General features: G+C 61.2%; 14 protein-coding genes. 12 read left to right on the top strand and 2 right to left on the bottom strand.

Annotation, left to right across the window (positions count from 1 at the left end; translation table 11 throughout):
• Positions 1-62 precede the first annotated feature (62 nt).
• From J0663_RS05005 to J0663_RS04980, 6 genes are all read left to right on the top strand, one after another.
• Positions 63-1,856 carry a sensor histidine kinase gene (locus J0663_RS05005; protein ID WP_259669070.1) on the top strand — a complete coding sequence of 598 codons (1,794 nt, stop codon included), beginning with the start codon at positions 63-65 and terminating at the stop codon, positions 1,854-1,856.
• Positions 1,853-3,187: a sigma-54-dependent transcriptional regulator gene (locus tag J0663_RS05000; RefSeq protein WP_207243329.1), complete on the top strand. Its 1,335-nt coding sequence runs from the start codon at positions 1,853-1,855 to the stop codon at positions 3,185-3,187. Before J0663_RS05005 ends, J0663_RS05000 begins: the two co-directional genes overlap by 4 nt.
• 248 nt (positions 3,188-3,435) lie before the next feature.
• Complete coding sequence (locus J0663_RS04995; protein WP_207243328.1) at positions 3,436-4,419, top strand: tripartite tricarboxylate transporter substrate-binding protein; 984 nt, start codon at positions 3,436-3,438, stop codon at positions 4,417-4,419.
• Positions 4,420-4,627: 208 nt separating this feature from the next.
• On the top strand, positions 4,628-5,089 hold the full coding sequence (locus tag J0663_RS04990) for a tripartite tricarboxylate transporter TctB family protein (protein ID WP_207243327.1): 462 nt from the start codon (positions 4,628-4,630) through the stop codon (positions 5,087-5,089).
• A 9-nt stretch (positions 5,090-5,098) separates the two neighbouring features.
• Positions 5,099-6,604: a tripartite tricarboxylate transporter permease gene (locus J0663_RS04985; RefSeq protein ID WP_207243326.1), complete on the top strand. Its 1,506-nt coding sequence runs from the start codon at positions 5,099-5,101 to the stop codon at positions 6,602-6,604.
• Positions 6,605-6,697: 93 nt separating this feature from the next.
• Positions 6,698-7,888 (top strand): M20 aminoacylase family protein, encoded by a 1,191-nt coding sequence (locus J0663_RS04980; protein ID WP_207243325.1) that lies wholly within the window; start codon positions 6,698-6,700, stop codon positions 7,886-7,888.
• 145 nt (positions 7,889-8,033) lie between these two features.
• On the opposite strand, the gene J0663_RS04975 is transcribed toward J0663_RS04980, so the two are convergent.
• Entirely contained in the window at positions 8,034-9,806 is a 1,773-nt protein-coding gene (locus J0663_RS04975) for an SLC13 family permease (protein ID WP_207243324.1), read from the bottom strand.
• Positions 9,807-10,047: 241 nt separating this feature from the next.
• Here J0663_RS04975 and J0663_RS04970 point away from each other — a divergent pair, with 241 nt between their 5' ends.
• A complete protein-coding gene (locus J0663_RS04970; RefSeq protein WP_207243323.1) occupies positions 10,048-10,992 on the top strand; it encodes an NAD(P)/FAD-dependent oxidoreductase in 945 nt (314 codons plus the stop codon).
• Between the two features lie 141 nt (positions 10,993-11,133).
• Here J0663_RS04970 and J0663_RS04965 read toward each other — a convergent pair whose 3' ends face one another.
• Positions 11,134-11,328, bottom strand: coding sequence for a hypothetical protein (locus J0663_RS04965; RefSeq protein ID WP_246590377.1), 195 nt, complete (start codon positions 11,326-11,328; stop codon positions 11,134-11,136).
• Positions 11,329-11,632: 304 nt separating this feature from the next.
• Here J0663_RS04965 and J0663_RS04960 point away from each other — a divergent pair, with 304 nt between their 5' ends.
• Genes J0663_RS04960 through J0663_RS04940 form a run of 5 tightly spaced genes read left to right on the top strand, consistent with a single transcriptional unit; the run spans position 11,633 to position 17,325 of the window.
• Positions 11,633-13,174: a UbiA family prenyltransferase gene (locus tag J0663_RS04960; protein ID WP_207243321.1), complete on the top strand. Its 1,542-nt coding sequence runs from the start codon at positions 11,633-11,635 to the stop codon at positions 13,172-13,174.
• Positions 13,175-13,183: 9 nt separating this feature from the next.
• Positions 13,184-13,615: a GtrA family protein gene (locus tag J0663_RS04955; protein ID WP_207243320.1), complete on the top strand. Its 432-nt coding sequence runs from the start codon at positions 13,184-13,186 to the stop codon at positions 13,613-13,615.
• Between the two features lie 7 nt (positions 13,616-13,622).
• Positions 13,623-14,945: an FAD-binding oxidoreductase gene (locus tag J0663_RS04950; protein ID WP_207243319.1), complete on the top strand. Its 1,323-nt coding sequence runs from the start codon at positions 13,623-13,625 to the stop codon at positions 14,943-14,945.
• Complete coding sequence (locus J0663_RS04945) at positions 14,942-15,691, top strand: SDR family oxidoreductase (RefSeq protein WP_207243318.1); 750 nt, start codon at positions 14,942-14,944, stop codon at positions 15,689-15,691. The genes J0663_RS04950 and J0663_RS04945 overlap by 4 nt, the downstream gene beginning before the upstream one ends.
• Positions 15,688-17,325, top strand: a complete 1,638-nt coding sequence (locus tag J0663_RS04940) for a hypothetical protein (protein ID WP_246590376.1) — start codon at positions 15,688-15,690, stop codon at positions 17,323-17,325. Before J0663_RS04945 ends, J0663_RS04940 begins: the two co-directional genes overlap by 4 nt.
• Positions 17,326-17,354 lie beyond the last annotated feature (29 nt).

Genomic DNA, 17,354 nt, shown 5'->3' with positions numbered 1-17,354 from the left:
AAGGCAGAAGGGAGGAGCCGGATCTGTCTTCGAGATATCGTGCGATAGCGGCGCTGCTGGTTGTGCCGATCGTCATTTTCGCCTTCTTCACCTATGGAAGCGCGATTGCGACGCGCGCCTATATGCAGGAGGCTTCGGCTCAGGCGGGAACGGCGCTGCGCCTTGCCGTCTCGGCGCTCAGCGGCCACCTCAACCGTTACGAGGCGCTGCCGGCGCTGATTGCCGATCACGACGATATCAAGGAACTGGTCAGCGCTCCCGACGACATGGCGCTGCGCGATGCGGCCAATCTCTACCTCAAGGAGATCAACGGGCTCCTGAAATCATCCGACATCTATGTGGTGAAGCCGGATGGGGAGACGATCGCGGCGAGCAATTACGATGGACCGGCAAGCTTCGTCGGGCAGAATTTCAACTATCGGCCCTATTTCCAGGAGGCGATCGAAGGTCGGCAGGCCCGGTTTTACGCTCTCGGCACCACTTCCCTGAAGCGCGGCTACTATTTCTCGGCTCCGATCAGGGTCGATGCGGACGTTCGCGGCGTCATCGTCTTCAAGGTCGATATCGACATGATCGAGTCCTCCTGGAGCGGTGGTGAATACAAGATCTTCGTCTCCGATCCCGAGGGCATCATCTTCATGTCAGGCAGTCCGGAATGGCTCTACGGCGCGATCCTGCCGCTGACGGCCGACCGGATCGCCCGCACCGAAGCGTCGCGGCGCTATGCCAACGCCAAGCTGACGGCGCTGCCGGTGACGCGCCATCGCTTCGAGCCGCATGATTTGATGACGCTCTCGGGCGACCGAGGCGCGAGCGAATATCTGGTGCTGTCGCATTACATGCCGGCCGAGGACTGGACGGTGAACGTCCTGATGGAGACGAGCTCCATCCGGACGCAGGCCCGCACCGCACTTGTCGCCGTCTTTCTCATCCTTTGCATCGCCGGTCTTGCTGTGGCGGTCATTCGCCAGCGGCGGGCGCGGCTTGCCGAGCGCATGCAGATGCAGGCCGAGGCGCGGGGCGAACTGGAGCGGCGGGTGGAGGAGCGCACGGCCGATCTTGCCCGCGTCAACAGCCGCATCGAGGAAGAGATTGCCGAGCGGCGGTTGACCGAGCAGCAGCTTCGCCAGACGCAGGCCGATCTTATCCAGGCCGGCAAGCTTGCTGGCCTCGGACAGATGTCGGCCGCGCTTTCGCATGAGTTCAACCAGCCGCTCGCCGCCGCCAAGACTTACACGGACAGCGCCTCCGTGCTGATCGACCGCGGGCGGATGGAGGAGGCGCGGGACAATATAAGGCGGATCGGGGGGCTAATCGAGCGCATGGCTTCGATCAGCCGGCACCTGCGCAACTTCGCCCGCAAACCGAACGAGAAGCTCGGGCCGGTCTCACTCGACGACGCGATGCGCGACACACTCGAAATCATCGCCTGGCGGCTGAAGGCTGCGGATGCCGAGCTCCTGCTCGATTTCGGGCAGCGGCCGCCGGTGGTGCGCGCCGGTTCGGTACGGCTGCAGCAGGTGCTGGTGAATGTGATCTCCAATGCGGCGGATGCGGTGGAAGGGCTGGATGACAGGCGTATCGAGGTTTCGGCGCTCGAAGAGGCTGGCAAGGTTGTGTTGACGGTGCGCGACCACGGACCCGGCGTACCGGCGGCAATCGCCGAACGCATCTTCGATCCCTTTTTCACGACCAAGGGCGTCGGCAAGGGGCTCGGCCTCGGCCTCTCGATCTCCTATAACATCGTCAAGGATTTCGGCGGCAGCCTGACTGCTGCCAATCATCCCGAAGGAGGCGCGGTCTTTCGCATCGAGCTGCAATCGGCGGCGGGGCTGATGCCGGAGGCGGCGGAATGAGTGATGCGAAAATCCTTCTGGTCGATGATGAGGAAGAACTGCGCCGTTCGACGGCGCAGGCGCTGGAACTCTCCGGCTTCAGCGTCGAGACCTTTTCGAACGGCGATCACGTGCTGGAGCTGATCGGCTACAGCTTTCCCGGTGTCGTCGTCAGCGATATCCGCATGCCTGGCATGGACGGCATGACGCTGATGCAGAAGATCCGCGAGATCGATCAGGAGGTGCCGGTCATTCTCGTCACCGGCCACGGCGACGTGCAGCTTGCGGTCAAGGCGATGCGCGAAGGCGCCTATGATTTCATCGAAAAGCCGTTCACGCCCGAGATGCTCGCCGGTGTCATCCGCCGGGCGATGGAGCGGCGTGGCCTCGTGCTCGAAAACCGGTTGCTGAAGGCGGTCGCGGGCAAGCGCGATGATATCGAGGCGCGGCTGCCGGGGCGCACCCAGGTGATGGTGGATCTGCGTTACCGTATCCGCGCGATCGGGGCCAGCGATGCCGATACGCTCATCGTCGGCGAGACCGGAGCGGGCAAGGAGGTGGTGGCCCGCGCGCTCCACGACATCAGCGCCCGGGCGAGCCGGCCGTTCATTGCGATCAACTGCGCCGCGCTGCCGGCGAACCTGATCGAGAGCGAGCTCTTCGGCCATGAAGCTGGCGCTTTTCCCGGCGCGGTCAGGCCGCGTTACGGCAAGTTCGAGCATGGGCGCGGCGGCACCATCCTGCTCGACGAAATCGGCTCCATGCCCTTCGACTTGCAGGCAAAATTCCTGCGGGTGCTGCAGGAGCGGGTGATCTCCAGGCTCGGGTCGAACGAGCTCGTGCCGCTCGACGTGCGCTTCATCGCAACAAGCAAGGTCGATCTGGAGGCGGAGGTGGCAGCGGGGCGCTTCCGCGCCGATCTGTTCTACCGGCTAAACGTAGCGACGCTGCACGTGCCGTCGCTGTCGCAGCGGCGGGCGGATATTCCGCTGCTTTTCCTGCAGCTCGTGCGGGAGGCGGCAGCCCGCTACGGCCGAGATGAGATGGCCGTGTTGCCGGAGATCATATCCGACATTGCCCAGCGCGACTGGCCCGGCAATGTGCGTGAACTCAGGAATGCTGCCGACCGTTTCGTCCTGGGCCTCGACAATGGCGGACGGCAGACGGAGGAGGCGAGCGGGCTCGCCGAGCGGGTCGCAGAATTCGAGCGGGGGGTCATCGCCAGCGCGCTGGTGGCGCATGGCGGCAGCCTCAGACCGGTCTATGAGTCGCTCGGGATTTCGCGGAAGACGCTCTACGAAAAGATGCAGAAATACGGCCTGGACAAGCGGATGTTGATCACCGAAGGCTGATGGCTCGGCGGCCAACCGCCCACTTTCTCCATTCTCAGCTGTCAATTCCTTAGTGCGATGGGTGGATTTCCACCCATCGCACTAAGCGTTTGTTTCCAAATCGACCCATGCTGCATTGCACTGTCGCAAAATCGTCTCGTGAAACGGGCGGCGATGATTGCGGGCCGGTTTTTCTCGGCAGCAAATAGGCCATTCCAACGGCGCGGAGGATGCGTCGGCGGGTTGATTGTTTCATCAGGGAGGAAACGATGAAAATACTGAAGGCCATGCTCGGCCTGACCGCGGCTGCCGCGGTCTCTCTTCTCGCTGGCGTCGCTTCGGCGCAGACCTATCCCGAGCGCACCATCACCATGGTCGTGCCCTTTGCTGCCGGCGGCCCCACCGACACGGTCGCGCGCCTCGTCGCCGAATCCATGTCGAAGGATCTCGGCCAGCAGATCGTCGTTGAAAATGTCGGCGGTGCGGGCGGCACGCTCGGCGCCGGCCGCGTAGCGAATGCCGATCCCGATGGCTACACCATCCTGCTGCACCATATCGGCATGGCGACCAGCGCCACGCTCTACCGCAAGCTCGCCTATGACACGCTCGGCGCCTTCGAGTATGTCGGTCTCGTCACCGAAGTGCCGATGACGATCGTCGCGCGCAAGGATTTCGAGCCGACCGATCTCAAGGGCCTGATTGATTATGTCAAGGCCAACAAGGACAAGGTGACCGTCGCCAATGCCGGCATCGGTGCCGCTTCGCACCTTTGCGGCATGATGTTCATGAGCGCCATTCAGACCCCGCTCACGACCGTTCCCTACAAGGGAACCGGCCCCGCGATGACCGATCTGCTCGGCGGCCAGGTCGACATCATGTGCGACCAGTCCACCAACACGACGAAGCAGATCACGGGCGGCACGATCAAGGCCTATGCCGTGACCTCGCCGAAGCGTCTCGACGTGCTGAAGGATATTCCGACGGCCGTCGAGGCCGGTCTGCCTGGCTTCGAAGTCGGCATCTGGCACGGCATCTACACGCCGAAGGGTACGCCGGCTGAGGTCAACGATCGCCTGTCGAAGTCGCTGCAGGTGGCGCTGAAAGATCCGAATGTCGGTGCCCGTTTCGCCGAGCTCGGCACAGTGCCATCTTCCGACGCCGATGCGACGCCCGCTGCTTTGAAAGCCAAGCTCGAAAGCGAGATCGCCCGGTGGAAGCCGGTGATCGAGGCAGCTGGCGAATACGCCGACTGAGCCTTCCCTACGCTCGGAACAGGCCGGACGAGCCTCACACCTGCCCCTCTCGCCGGGAGAGGGGATCTGCCCCAAGCAACGATGGCGGTGGCGAGAGGTTCGCGGCAATCCCCTTCTTCCCGATGCGGGGAGAAGGGGACACGAGCGGATGAGGGCAATCGCAGCGGTGACGGCGTCCTTTGAACCATCTCCAACTCCAGGAGACACCATGAAATCCATCAGTCTCGATAGCACCAATGCGATTTGCGGTGCGCTTTTCGTCGCGACCGGCGCTTTCTTTGCCTATCAGTCGGTCGGGCTCGACCTCGGCACGGCATTGCGCATGGGCCCCGGTTATTTCCCGTTCATCCTCGGCTGCGCGCTGATACTGCTCGGCGCGATTATCTTCATCCAGGCGCTGCGCGTCGAGGGGGAACCGATCGATCCCTTCGCCTGGCGCGGCATGCTCTTCATTCTGCCGGCTCCCGTCTTCTTCGGGCTGACGGTGCGCGGGCTCGGATTTGCGCCGGCGCTGTTCTTCACTGCCTTCATCGCCTGCTTCGCATCGCGAAAGATGAATGTGGTGTATGCGATCATCCTGTCGCTGCTGCTGACGATCTTTTCGGTCGCGGTCTTCAGCTATGGGCTCGGGCTGCCGTTCGAGCGCTTCGGCCCCTGGGTCCGGTTCTAGGAGGCGATGATGGATCTTTTCAGCAATCTCGCGCTCGGCTTTGCAACGGCAGGCACTCTGGAAAACCTGTTCTTCTGTCTGATTGGCGTCCTGCTCGGCACGCTGATCGGCGTGTTGCCCGGTATCGGTGCTACGGCGACCATCGCCATGCTGCTGCCGATCACCTTCCAGCTGGAGCCTGTCTCCTCGCTCATCATGCTCGCTGGCATCTATTACGGCGCGCAGTACGGCGGCTCGACCACTGCCATCCTGATCAACATGCCGGGCGAATCCTCGTCCGCCGTAACCGCGATCGACGGCTACCAGATGGCCCGCAAAGGCCGGGCCGGCGCAGCACTTGCCATCGCCGCCCTTGGTTCGTTCTTTGCCGGCTCGGTTTCGACCTTTCTCGTCGCGATCTTCGCACCGCCGCTGACCGCTATCGCCCTCCAGTTCGGTGCGGCGGAATATTTCTCTCTGATGATCGTCGGCCTCGTCTCGTCGATCGCACTCGCTCATGGCTCGGTCGTCAAGGCCCTGGCGATGGTGGCGCTCGGGTTGCTGCTCGGCCTCGTCGGCACCGATATTTATACCGGTACGCCGCGTTTCACGCTCGGCATCCGTGAATATGCGGACGGGTTGAACTTCGTGGCGCTCGCCGTCGGCGTCTTCGGGGTGGCGGAAATCCTTCGCAACCTCGAGGGGGAGTCGACACGCACGGTGCTGATGGCCAAGGTTTCCGGCCTCTTGCCCTCGCGTCAGGAATTCAAGGAGATGATCGCGCCTGTAATCCGTGGCACGGCGATCGGCTCGGCGCTCGGCATCCTGCCGGGCGGCGGTGCGATCCTTGCCTCCTTCGCCTCCTATACGGTCGAGAAGCGCATATCGAAGACGCCGGAGGAATTCGGCAAGGGCGCGGTTGCCGGCGTCGCCGGACCGGAATCGGCCAACAATGCCGGCGCGCAGACCTCGTTCATTCCGCTCCTGACGCTCGGCATTCCGGCCAATCCCGTCATGGCGCTGATGATCGGCGCGATGATCATCCAGGGCATCGTACCCGGACCGAATGTCGCCACCGAGCAGCCGGCGCTGTTCTGGGGCATCATCGCCTCGATGTGGATCGGCAATCTGATGCTCGTCATCCTCAACCTGCCGCTGATCGGGCTCTGGGTGAAGCTTTTGACCGTGCCCTATTACGTGCTCTTCCCGGTCATCATGGCCTTCTGCTCGATCGGGGTCTACAGCGTCAACACGAACGTCTACGACCTCTATGCCGTCGCCTTCTTCGGCCTGATCGGCTACGTCCTGGCGAAACTCCGCTGCGAGCCGGCGCCGCTCCTGCTCGGCTTCGTGCTCGGGCCGCTGCTCGAGGAAAATCTCAGGCGCGCCATGATCCTGTCTCGTGGCGATCCGATGACCTTTGTCACCCGGCCGATCAGCGCCACCCTTCTGGCGATCGCGGTCGCCGTGCTCATCGTCGTCTTCCTGCCGAGCGTCAAGAAGAAGCGCGAGGAGGTCTTCGTCGAAGAGGCTTGAGGGTTGAACTTGCTGCCTGTTTGATGAACAAGGGATGATCTGACGCGGGCGCCGTTCGGGCGCCCGTCTTGCATTTAAGGGATATCCAGGCCCATGAGCATCCCCGTCGGGATCAAGGACGATCTGCCGTTCCTCACCGCCTTGCGCCGCGATCTGCACGCCCATCCCGAACTTGGCTTCGAGGAGAAACGCACTGCCGGGATCGTCGCCGAAATTCTCGAGGAGGCCGGCATCACAGTGCATCGCGGGCTTGCCGGCACCGGCGTTGTCGGAACGCTGCAAGTCGGCAATGGCACGCGCAGGATCGGGCTGAGGGCCGACATGGATGCCCTCGCCATGCCGGAAATGGCGGAGCGGCCCTATAAATCGAAATCTCCGGGAAAGATGCATGCCTGCGGCCATGACGGCCATACGGCAATGTTGATCGGCGCCGCGCGGTATCTGGCGGCGACGCGGGTTTTTTCCGGCACGGTGCATTTCATCTTTCAGCCGGCAGAAGAAGGCCGCGGCGGTGCAAAACGCATGGTGGAAGAGGGGCTTTTCCGGCTTTTCCCCTGCGATGCCGTTTATGGCCTGCACAATATGCCGGGGCTGTCGATTGACGAGATCGCCATCGTCCAGGGGCCGCAGCTAGCTTCCTCCGACAGCTGGCACGTCACATTTCGTGGGGTCGGCACGCATGGCGCCAAGCCGCATCTCGGCCGCGATCCGATCACGGCAGCCGGTACCTTCCTATCATCACTGCAAACAATCGCCGGACGGGTGGTCGATCCGCTGCAACCGGCCGTCGTCAGCGCCTGTTTCCTGCAGGCGGGTGACAGCAAGGCACTGAACGTTATTCCTGATATCGTCGAGATCGGGGGTACGGCGCGCGCCTATACGCCCGAGGTGCGTGATCAGCTGGAAACTGAGATCGGCCGATTGGCGAGCGGAACGGCTGCCATGTACGGCATATCAGCCGATTATCGTTTCGAGCGGCGCATTCCCCCTGTCGTCAATGATGCGGATGCAACCGCCCGGGCACTTGCCGCCGCCGGCTCGACATTTGGCGAGAAGGTGCGGACAATCTTTCCACCCTCGACTGCCGGGGACGACTTCGCCTTCTTCGCGGAGAATGCGCCTGGTTGTTATGCCTGGTTGGGGAACGGGCCGGCGGTGGATGGAGCGCTGCATCACAACACGGCTTATGATTTCAACGACGGGGCGCTTGGATATGGGACAGCTTACTGGGCGGCGCTGGTGGAGCGGGAGTTGAAGCTTGAACCGGCATTCAATGCCGCGTAATCGCTGATTTGCGGCTGTGGCAATCACGTTCGATTGGCACGACTTATCGGAAGTGAGACGTCGTTCGCATGCTCGTCCCGATTGGCGGAAGCTCGTGGCTTTTCGCTTCAGCAGAGAAGTGGGATGCAGGGTGAATCAACTGCCGCTAGTTGACCGGCCAGACAAACAGCAGCGCCGGCACGCTAACGAGAATGATCAACGCCGACAGCGGCAGGCCGAGACGCGGATAGTCGGAAAACTTGTAACCGCCAGGACCGAAGACGAGCGTGTTGCATTGATGGCCGACAGGCGTGAGGAAGTCGCAACCCGCGCCAACCGCTACCGCCATCAGGAAGGCTTCCGGTCTGAAGCCTAGATTCGTTGCAAAGCTGGCGGCGATCGGCGCCATCACGAGAACCGTGGCGGCGTTGTTGAGGAAGGGTGTGACGGCCATGGCCGTTAGCAAAATCAGGCCAAGCGCACCCCATGCCGGCAGATTCATCGCCACCTCACCCAACCAGCCGGCGATCAAATCGCTGCCGCCGGAGGTGCGCAACGAATCCGAGACAGGAATGAGGGCTGCGAGCATCATCAGGATCGGGCCATCGACCGATTTATAGATATCGGCGAGTGGGATAGCCCGGAAAACAACCATGCCGAGGGCGGCTGTGAAGAAAGCCACCGACACCGGCGCGAGGCCGACGGCAGTTGCCGCCATGGCGAGCGCCAGGATGAGAAGCGGAACGAAGGCGCGGCGGCGGGTGCCGAGCAGCACTTCTCGCTGGGCGAGTGGCAGAAGGCCGAAATCCTGCAGAAGAGCAGTCAGGCTTGCCCGGCTGCCTTGCAAGAGGAGCACATCGCCCGTGCTCAGGGTCAAGCTTCCCAGCCGTTCCTTGAGGCGTTCACCGCGCCGGCTGATCGCCAGAAGGTTGACCCCGCGCGTATAGGAAAGCGCCAGTTCTTTTGCCGAAAGGCCAGCGAGTGACGATTCCTGACTGACGATTGCCTCGAGCGAAATGATGTCCGCTTCCCGCTGGCCATCTTGCGGAAGAGGCTTGCCGGAGAGCTTCAGTTTCCCTTGGGAGACGATGCGGTCTATCGCTGCCGAGGGACCTTCCAGCATGACGATATCGTCATTGCGGAGTGTGAGATCGGGGAATGCAGCCATCCGGGTGCCGCCGCGCAGCACGGCCGTGGCTATGACCTCACCATCGCCGAGCTTCAGGAGGTCACTCAGTGCCTGCTCCAGCAGCGTCGACTGGTGCGTGATTGCGACTTCGCTCGTGTAGTTCTTGATCTCTATTGCATCTTCGATCGAGCTGTTCTGCTTGGTGCGGCTTGGCACCAACCAATGGAAAAACAAAAGAAAGGCGATGCCGACAACCGTTAGAATACCGCCTACAGGTGTGAAGTCGAACATGGTGAAGGAGGCTCCCGTCATCTCCTCCCGCAGCCGCGACACGACGATATTGGGCGACGTGCCGATCTGCGTCATAAGTCCGCCAAGCAAAGCAGCAAACGACATCGGCATCAGGTATTTCGATGGAGAGGCACCGGATTTTTTTGCGAACTGAAAGGCGACAGGCATCATGATCGCGAGCGCGCCGATATTTTTGATGAAAGCAGAAAGGATCGCCACTGCTATCATCAAGAGCGCGAGCTGCGCGTAAAGCGTGTTCAGGTTCGGGAAGAATCTCTTGATGGCCGAATCGACTATGCCCGACCGAGCCACGCCCGCGCTGACGATCAGCGCGCTGCCAACGATGACGACAATGTCGTCCGAAAATCCGGAAAACGCTTTTTCCGGTGGCACGATCCCAGTCGCGACCGCCAACACCAGCGCGCAACACGCGACAACATCATAGCGGAAGCGATCCCATATAAAGACCGCCATCATGAGCGCGATGACCGAAAATGCGATTATCTGCTGTGTCGTCATGCGGACCTGGGAAAGAGGCTGGGATGTCGCCGACAACCAAGCGGAGGAAGATGTTCAAAAACGCCGTAACGTAGCGCAAGTTCCTTGGCAGCACAGTTGAGTCGCCCCCCGAGATGCAGCGCCGACAGAAAAGCCGCATGAAACCCGACCATCACCACCTCTTGAGGTCTCGCGAGAAAGCTTCTGGAACTGTGGAGCCATGTTGTGGTTGGGGTGCCGAGCTTTGGAGGATGCCGAATCAATGACAAGCGGATTCGTAGAGTTGGATGCCCTCGTTATAGGCGCCGGGCCGGGTGGGATGACGGCCGCTCTGTATCTGAAAAGGCTTAATCGGCGGGTTGTCGTCTTAGACTCGGGTTGCAGTCGCGCACTGCCTATTCCGCTCTCTCGCAATCATCCAGCCTTTCCCGAAGGGATCGCAGGAGCCGAGCTATTCAGGCGCATGAGAAAGCAACTGCGGAACCTCGATATCGAGATCGTGGCCGAGGCGGTATCGCAGGTGCGGCGGAGCGCCAGTTCAGGCTTCATCGTCGAATTCGCCGGCCGCTCGATGATGGCTGAAAATGTCGTCCTCGCGACCGGCGTCGAGGACACGCTGCCGCCCATCGACCAAGCGAACGATCTTACCCGATCGGGACATCTTCGCTTCTGCCCGATCTGCGATGGTTACGAAATCTCTGGTCGACCGGTGGTGATCATTGGTGCGACGGAGCACGCGGCCTCCGAGGCGCGTTTCCTGGGGTCGTTCACGAACAAGATTACCATTGCGACGCTGGGCGAAAGGATGAACGTTACAGAAGCAACCATGGCCCGGCTTGTTGATGTTGGAGTCGCCATACGCTGCGAGAAGTTGATACACTGCTCGCGTCGCGAAAATGGTGCCGTTGACCTTGTCATGGAGGCCTCAGCAACCTTGGAAGGGGTGGTCCTCTATTCGGCATTGGGAATTCGCCCGCGCTCACAGTTGGCGGAGCAACTGGGCGCTGATCTCGAGGACGAGATGCGGATAAAGGTTGATGCACATCAGGCCACGCGGGTCCCGGGACTATATGCGGTCGGGGACGTTGTCACCGGTCTCAACCAGCTCGGCGTGTCAATGGCCCATGGCGAAATAGCGGCCATTGCAGTTCATAATCGTCTTCGGCGAATGGAAGAAAGCCGTCATTTGGCTCCCGGCTGGGGGTGAATCTTGGTTGTCATAACCACTGGCGCGTTGCGCCGCAGTCATCGAAAACGAGGCGTTCGCGCGGTGACAGGCGATCTTGCCGATGTCGTTGTGGCGGCTTGGGCCTTCCCTGATCAGTTCGGAGGCCATTCACCACATCAATCATGCGGCGATCACGATCGCCATCATCGCGACCGCACATACCATACCCAAGAGGTTGAAACCCAGCGATACGAATCCGCGCATCTGTTGCCGGTGGTGACGAGAGTGCTCGGCCGTGCCCAGCACTGCAACAGCTCCTCCCAGCATCCAACATGTCAATGTCAACGCACCGAAAAGCAGAGCAAGATTCATCATAACACTCATTCCACAGCAATCTATACTGTCCTCGAACCGGCGCACCTCCGGTTTGTTCCCGCTTTCGACACGTCATCCGATTTTGCGCAAAGCTCGAAAACTTGTCGGACGCGAACACGACAGGCTATGCCCTACTTAGCTGAGGGTGCAATTATTCCGGGAGCGTCTTGCATCGACGGCGAAAAACTCAACCAATGATAAGCCTCTCCCAGGCGCCAGCAACTCACCCATTTTGATGATGGAACCAAACGGCTTAGCCGTGGTTGGGCGGGCTCTCACGGTTTCAGAGCATAAGGGAGATCCTTTGAACGAGCTGCATCATGAATTCCAGCTACGAAGAGATTTTCTGCCGAGAGCCGAGGAGGACGAGTGGCCTCAACCTGAGCCCGCGGCATTGCCGGTGGATAGTCCACCGGACCTGCAAAAACCGCTGTCGCCCCGCCCGTTAGTGGTTGATCTCGACGGCACCCTGGTGCGATCGGACCTCCTGATCGAGACGGCCTTCTCGGAGCTCAGCCGTCGGCCCCATTCGATCGTCGATTTCATCAGGTCGCTGTCCGTTGGAAAGGCGTATCTGAAGCACCGCCTTTCGCAACCAGCGGATTTCGATCCGTCTATCCTTCCTTATGACGCGGAAGTGCTGAAGGTCATCAAGGGCGCACGGGAGGAGGGGCGTTCAGTTTATCTCGCTTCTGCAACCCACGAGCGGCTGGTTTGCGCGGTTGCCGACCACCTCGGCCTCTTCACTGGCTGGTTTGCAACGAACGAAACGATCAACTGTGTCGCCGAGGCGAAGGCGGCCAAGCTCGTCGCCGCCTTCGGGGAGGGTGGCTTCGACTATATCGGGAATGATCCGGCCGACTTGTCAGTCTGGCGCCATGCCGCAAAGGCTTATGCCATAAGGACATCGGCGGCCGTTGCGCGAGAGCTTTCGCGCCAGTGCGACAACGTCGAGCATCTTAGCCACGACAAACCGACATGGCGGATTTGGGCGCGTTCGTTGCGGGTGCATCAATACGTCAAGAACGGGTTGGTCTTTATTCCGCTACTGACAAATCAGCTCCTTACCCTACATAGCCTTGCGAATGCCGCCCTGGCTTTCGTGGCTTTTTCACTTTGTGCCTCGGGCGTTTATCTCCTGAACGACCTGGTCGACCTGCAGGACGACCGGCGTCATAAAACCAAATGCCGCCGACCCCTTGCCTGTGGCGAAATCCCGCTGTCGCACGCCCTTTTGGCAATCCCGATCCTGCTTTTGATGTCGCTTACGATCGCGGCCATGGTGTCACCAGTCTTCGTGCTCGTACTCGCGGGATATTTCGCCTTGACCACCGCCTACTCTTTCTTCCTCAAGCGGAAGATGATCCTGGACGTGGTGGCTCTCGCCTCTCTTTACACCACACGGGTGATCGGCGGCGCTGCCGCCGTCTCGGTGTGGCCATCTCCCTGGCTGCTTGCCTTCATGATGAGCTGGTTCCTCTCGCTCGCTTTGGTGAAGCGATACACCGAGCTCATCTCGCGCCGCGCCGCGCACCTGCCGGACTCCAAGAGCCGGGACTACAGGAAGGCGGATATCGGTATGGTGGGTGCCCTGGCAGCTGGAGCGGGAATGAACGCGCTCACGTTATTTGCCCTCTATGCCGCAAGCGACAGTGCCCAAGACATCTACGCCCGGCCAGCAATGTTATGGCTGGCAGGACCGATCCTTGCCTGCTGGATCGCCCGCACCCTGATGCTCGCCCACCGGGGTCAGATGCTCGACGATCCAGTAGTCTTCGCGATCCGGGACAAGGTCAGCCTCGCCACGCTCGGCGCCGCCGGCGTACTTGTCGTTGCCGCGATGTGAGGTGGCCGAATGGCTCGTCAGTCCTCAGAGCGAAGCACTTCTGCAGGCATCGCAGCCCGCTACTTCGCCTTCGCCATGCTCTCCACCGCCGCCAACTTTGCGGTCCAGGCTGCTGTCATGGAGCTGGCGCCGTCGCCGAGCCTCATGCCATCGATCCTCGCAGGGACCGCCGCCGGCTTCGGCTTGAAATACCTCCTCGACAAACGGTGGATCTTCTTCGACGGCTACACGTCGTACGGCGACGAGATGCTGAAAGTGGTGCTTTACGGCGTGTTCAGTGTCCTGACGACGCTCATATTCTGGGGCTTTGAAATTGCTTTTTGGACGATCTGGAAGACCGAACTTGCAAAATACACCGGCGGAGCGCTCGGTTTGGCGATCGGCTATATCTCAAAATACACACTGGACCGGAAATTCGTCTTCAAACCAGAGGAGGCGTAACAAACGCATGGAGGGCTGGGGACGTTATCCACGCCACGAGAGCCAGGCGATCGACTGTTGGCTGCCGGAAGCGCTCGCAGGCACCGTGACCTCCCGGACGGGATTGATCGGGCGCGGAAATGGGCGCTCATACGGTGACGCGGCGATCGGCGAATACTCCACCTTGATGTGCCGTGGGCTGAGCCGGATGCGGAGGTTCGATCCCTCCAGCGCGACGCTGACCGTGGAAGCGGGCGTCATGCTCTCCGACATTCTGCGCTCGTTTGTCCCGAGAGGCTACTTTCCGCCTGTGGTACCGGGCACGAAATTTGTCACCGTCGGCGGTATGATCGCCTCTGATGTTCACGGCAAGAACCATCATCGCGACGGCGGATTCGGTGACCATGTCATCGAGTTCAAGCTGGTGGTCGCCAGCGGAGAGGTCCTCACCTGTAGCCGCACGCATAACCCCGAGCTTTTTTTCGCGACCGTCGGTGGTATGGGCATGACCGGGATCGTCGAGGAAGCGACGTTCCGCTTGAGGCCGATCGAATCCGGCTGGATCGCGCAAAAGACGATCGTGGCCGAAAATCTTGGCGAGGCATTGAAGGCCCTGCAGCAGACCGAGGATGCCACTTATTCGGTCGCCTGGATCGATACCCTTTCCCAGGGAGCTTCCCTCGGACGCTCGCTGATCTTTGTCGGCGAGCACGCGACGCTGGACCAGCTTGCCGGCATGCCGCGCGCCGATCGCTTTGCAGCGAAAGATGCGGGAGTGGTTTCACTGCCCTTTGACCTGCCACAATGGCTGCTCAACAAAACTAGCGTAGCAGCCTTCAACGAGCTCTATTTCAGGGCGGGAGCGCGAAAGGCGGCCAAGACGTCGTTGGTCCACTGGGATAAATACTTCTTTCCGCTCGACGGCATCCTTGAATGGAACCGGCTTTACGGGAGGAGGGGCTTTCTGCAACACCAGTGCGTGGTCCCTGCCGAGGACGCTCTGCCGGTCCTGAGCGGCATTCTCGACCGCTTCGCGCGTTCGGGAAAAGGCTCCTTTCTTGCTGTGCTGAAGAAGCTGGGGGGCGGGAATGGGCTGCTGTCCTTTCCTTCGCCGGGCTACACGCTCGCACTCGACCTTCCCGTCACGCAGGAGGTGTTCGGGCTGCTCGACGAAATCGACGAGCTGGTTGTCAGAGCAGGAGGGCGGCTCTATCTCGCCAAGGATGCACGACAGTCGCGACAAACATTCGAGGCCGGTTACACTCGGTTGGCGGCGTTCAAAGAGCTGCGAAAAGTAACGGGCGCCGATCGTCACTTTAATTCCCGCTTGGCAAAGAGGCTCGGCATATGAAGGGGATCGGCAAGACACTGCTCCTGATAGGCGCGACGTCGGATATCGGCCGTGCGACGGCGCTGATCTATGCCGAAGCGGGATGGGACGTGCTTCTCGCCGGACGAAATCGCTCCGCCGTGCAACGCGAAGCCGACGACATCAGCGCGCGGACCGGCGCTAGCGTCCTGATTCACGAACTCGATATCCTCGCTACAAGCCGCTTCGAAGATTTCGTGGGCGTCGTTTCGCCTCTGCCCGACACAGCGGTCTGCGTCGTTGGCGAATTGGGCGAGCAGTCTCGCGCCGAACGGGAACTCGAGCACGCCGCCATGATCATGCGGACGAACTTCGAAGGACCGGCTTTGCTTCTTGGTCTTCTGGCGGAGCGTTTTGCGGCGAGAGGATCAGGTACCATCGTCGGCATTAGCTCCGTCGCTGGCGATCGCGGGCGCGCGTCCAACTATGTCTATGGCGCCGCCAAAGCCGGGTTGACCGCCTTCTTGTCCGGCCTGAGGAACAGGCTGTCCAGCTCCGGGGTGCGCGTGCTGACCGTGAAGCCGGGTTTCGTTCGGACACGCATGACGAACGCGATGAAGCTCCCGCCGCTTCTCACAGCCGAACCTCGGGAGGTCGCGAAAAGAATCTTTGCTGTCGCCGAGGGCGGCAGGGGCGGGGACGTCGTCTACGTCAGACCGATATGGCGACCGCTCATGACGGTGGTCCGGTCAATCCCCGAGCCAATCTTCAAGAGGTTGCGGCTGTGACCGAACCGGGCAACCACGCCGCTTTCGCGGCCATCGTGAAGGGAGCAGGCGCCAGCAAGAGGCCGGCGGCAACGATAAGGCGGGTGCTGTCGGCAGAAGGCGCGATCATCTTCTCAGCATTGGCCTGCGCCATCATGCTTGCCCTACCCGGGAGGACCATCAACGCCGCCTTTATCAATGACGTGCTGATCTTTATCGACGGCGCGCACCGCATCACGTTCGGTCAGGTGCCGAACCGCGATTTTCACACGGCGCTCGGGCCGCTCGTCTTTTATCTTCCGGCTGCGGGATACCTGCTGTCGGGGAATTTCGGCGCTGCCATACCGCTTGGAATGGCCATCGTTGTCGTCGCCTTCATCCCGGCGATGATCCGGATCCTTGTGTCGCGCCTCAGTCCGTCATTGGCGGCCGCGCTCGGCATATTCCTCATTCTCATCCTCGCGGCGCCGATCAATCTCGGCAGTTCCATCTGGTATCCTTCCTTCGCGATGTTCTATAACCGCATCGGCTGGGTCGCACTCGGCTTGCTGCTGATGATGTATCTGACGCCGCAGCTCCAGCGCGGGCGAAACGATGCAGCCGATGCTCTTGCCGCCGTCTTTCTTCTGCTCGTCTCATTCTACACCAAGGCGACCTACGGGCTTGCCGGAACCGCCTTTCTCCTCGTCGTCATCCTCTTGGACCGGCAGCAGCGCCGCTGGGTCCTGACTGCCCTGCTGCTGACTGGACTGGCCATGATCGCCATCGAGTTCGTCTGGCGCGGAACCGCTCAGCATATAGAGGATCTGCGGGCGGCGGCGCGTGTCAGCGGCGGCCGCGATGTCGGCAGCATCCTGAAGAACCTGCGTGAGAACCTTTCCGACGTCGTCGTATTCGCGGCCTTCGTTTTGGTCGTCATCTGGCAAACCCGCAGCTTCCGAGATCTTCTCTTCTCTGGGTTCTGCATAGGCAGCGGCCTGGCGATCATAAATCAGAACGCCCACAGTTGGGGCATCATCACGCTCTACTGCGGCGCGGTCGTTCTGGCGCAGAGAGCCGCCTGGCGTCAGCAAGGCGATGAAGGGAGAAGGGCAGGGGGGGTGGCTCTTCCTGCCGGCGCTCTTTCCGTGCTCGCGGCCTTATTCCTGTCACCGCCGATCGTACATCACGCCGCGGCCCTCATTCTGCATACATCGCTTGCGGCGGACAAAGCTGGGCAATCTCTCGGGCTGCCGCATTTCGACGATGTTCGTGAGATCGATCCGCCTGGCGGCGAGCCTGACTTCATAAGGCGCTATCTCGACGACATCGTAACCGGGGGAGCGCTGCTGCAGGCATTGCCGGTGCCGCCGGAGCGCGTTTTCGTGCTCGATTTCGTCAACCCTTTTTCAGCGGGGCTCGGCATTCGCCCGCCTGCCGGCGACACCGCCTGGTTTCACTGGAACCGCAATATCAACGAGAAAGCCTATATCCCACCGGAAGTGCTCTTTGCAGATGTAAAGATCGTCATGGTGCCTAAAACAGGAATCAACAGCCTGCCGCTGCAGGAGCTGTACGGCCCGTTTCTTTCGGCACGGTTCGAGGTCGTTCATAAGACATCGGAGTGGACGGTCTACCAGTGGCGGCAGGTAAAGGCGCAAAGCGAGGTGCAGTGATTGAGACGGAAAGGTCGGTGGTGGTGGGA

Source organism: Rhizobium lentis (assembly GCF_017352135.1).
Classification (GTDB): domain Bacteria; phylum Pseudomonadota; class Alphaproteobacteria; order Rhizobiales; family Rhizobiaceae; genus Rhizobium; species Rhizobium lentis.
This window is presented reverse-complemented; position numbering and strand designations above follow the sequence as displayed.

Excerpts from the sequence above, each read along its gene's own strand:
- J0663_RS05000 (WP_207243329.1), top strand. The coding sequence starts at position 1,853 with ATGAGTGATGCGAAAATCCTTCTGGTCGATGATGAGGAAGAACTGCGC.
- J0663_RS04995 (WP_207243328.1), top strand. The coding sequence starts at position 3,436 with ATGAAAATACTGAAGGCCATGCTCGGCCTGACCGCGGCTGCCGCGGTC.
- J0663_RS04990 (WP_207243327.1), top strand. The coding sequence starts at position 4,628 with ATGAAATCCATCAGTCTCGATAGCACCAATGCGATTTGCGGTGCGCTT.
- J0663_RS04985 (WP_207243326.1), top strand. The coding sequence starts at position 5,099 with ATGGATCTTTTCAGCAATCTCGCGCTCGGCTTTGCAACGGCAGGCACT.
- J0663_RS04980 (WP_207243325.1), top strand. The coding sequence starts at position 6,698 with ATGAGCATCCCCGTCGGGATCAAGGACGATCTGCCGTTCCTCACCGCC.
- J0663_RS04975 (WP_207243324.1), bottom strand. The coding sequence starts at position 9,806 with ATGACGACACAGCAGATAATCGCATTTTCGGTCATCGCGCTCATGATG.
- J0663_RS04970 (WP_207243323.1), top strand. The coding sequence starts at position 10,048 with ATGACAAGCGGATTCGTAGAGTTGGATGCCCTCGTTATAGGCGCCGGG.
- J0663_RS04965 (WP_246590377.1), bottom strand. The coding sequence starts at position 11,328 with ATGATGAATCTTGCTCTGCTTTTCGGTGCGTTGACATTGACATGTTGG.
- J0663_RS04955 (WP_207243320.1), top strand. The coding sequence starts at position 13,184 with ATGGCTCGTCAGTCCTCAGAGCGAAGCACTTCTGCAGGCATCGCAGCC.
- J0663_RS04950 (WP_207243319.1), top strand. The coding sequence starts at position 13,623 with ATGGAGGGCTGGGGACGTTATCCACGCCACGAGAGCCAGGCGATCGAC.
- J0663_RS04945 (WP_207243318.1), top strand. The coding sequence starts at position 14,942 with ATGAAGGGGATCGGCAAGACACTGCTCCTGATAGGCGCGACGTCGGAT.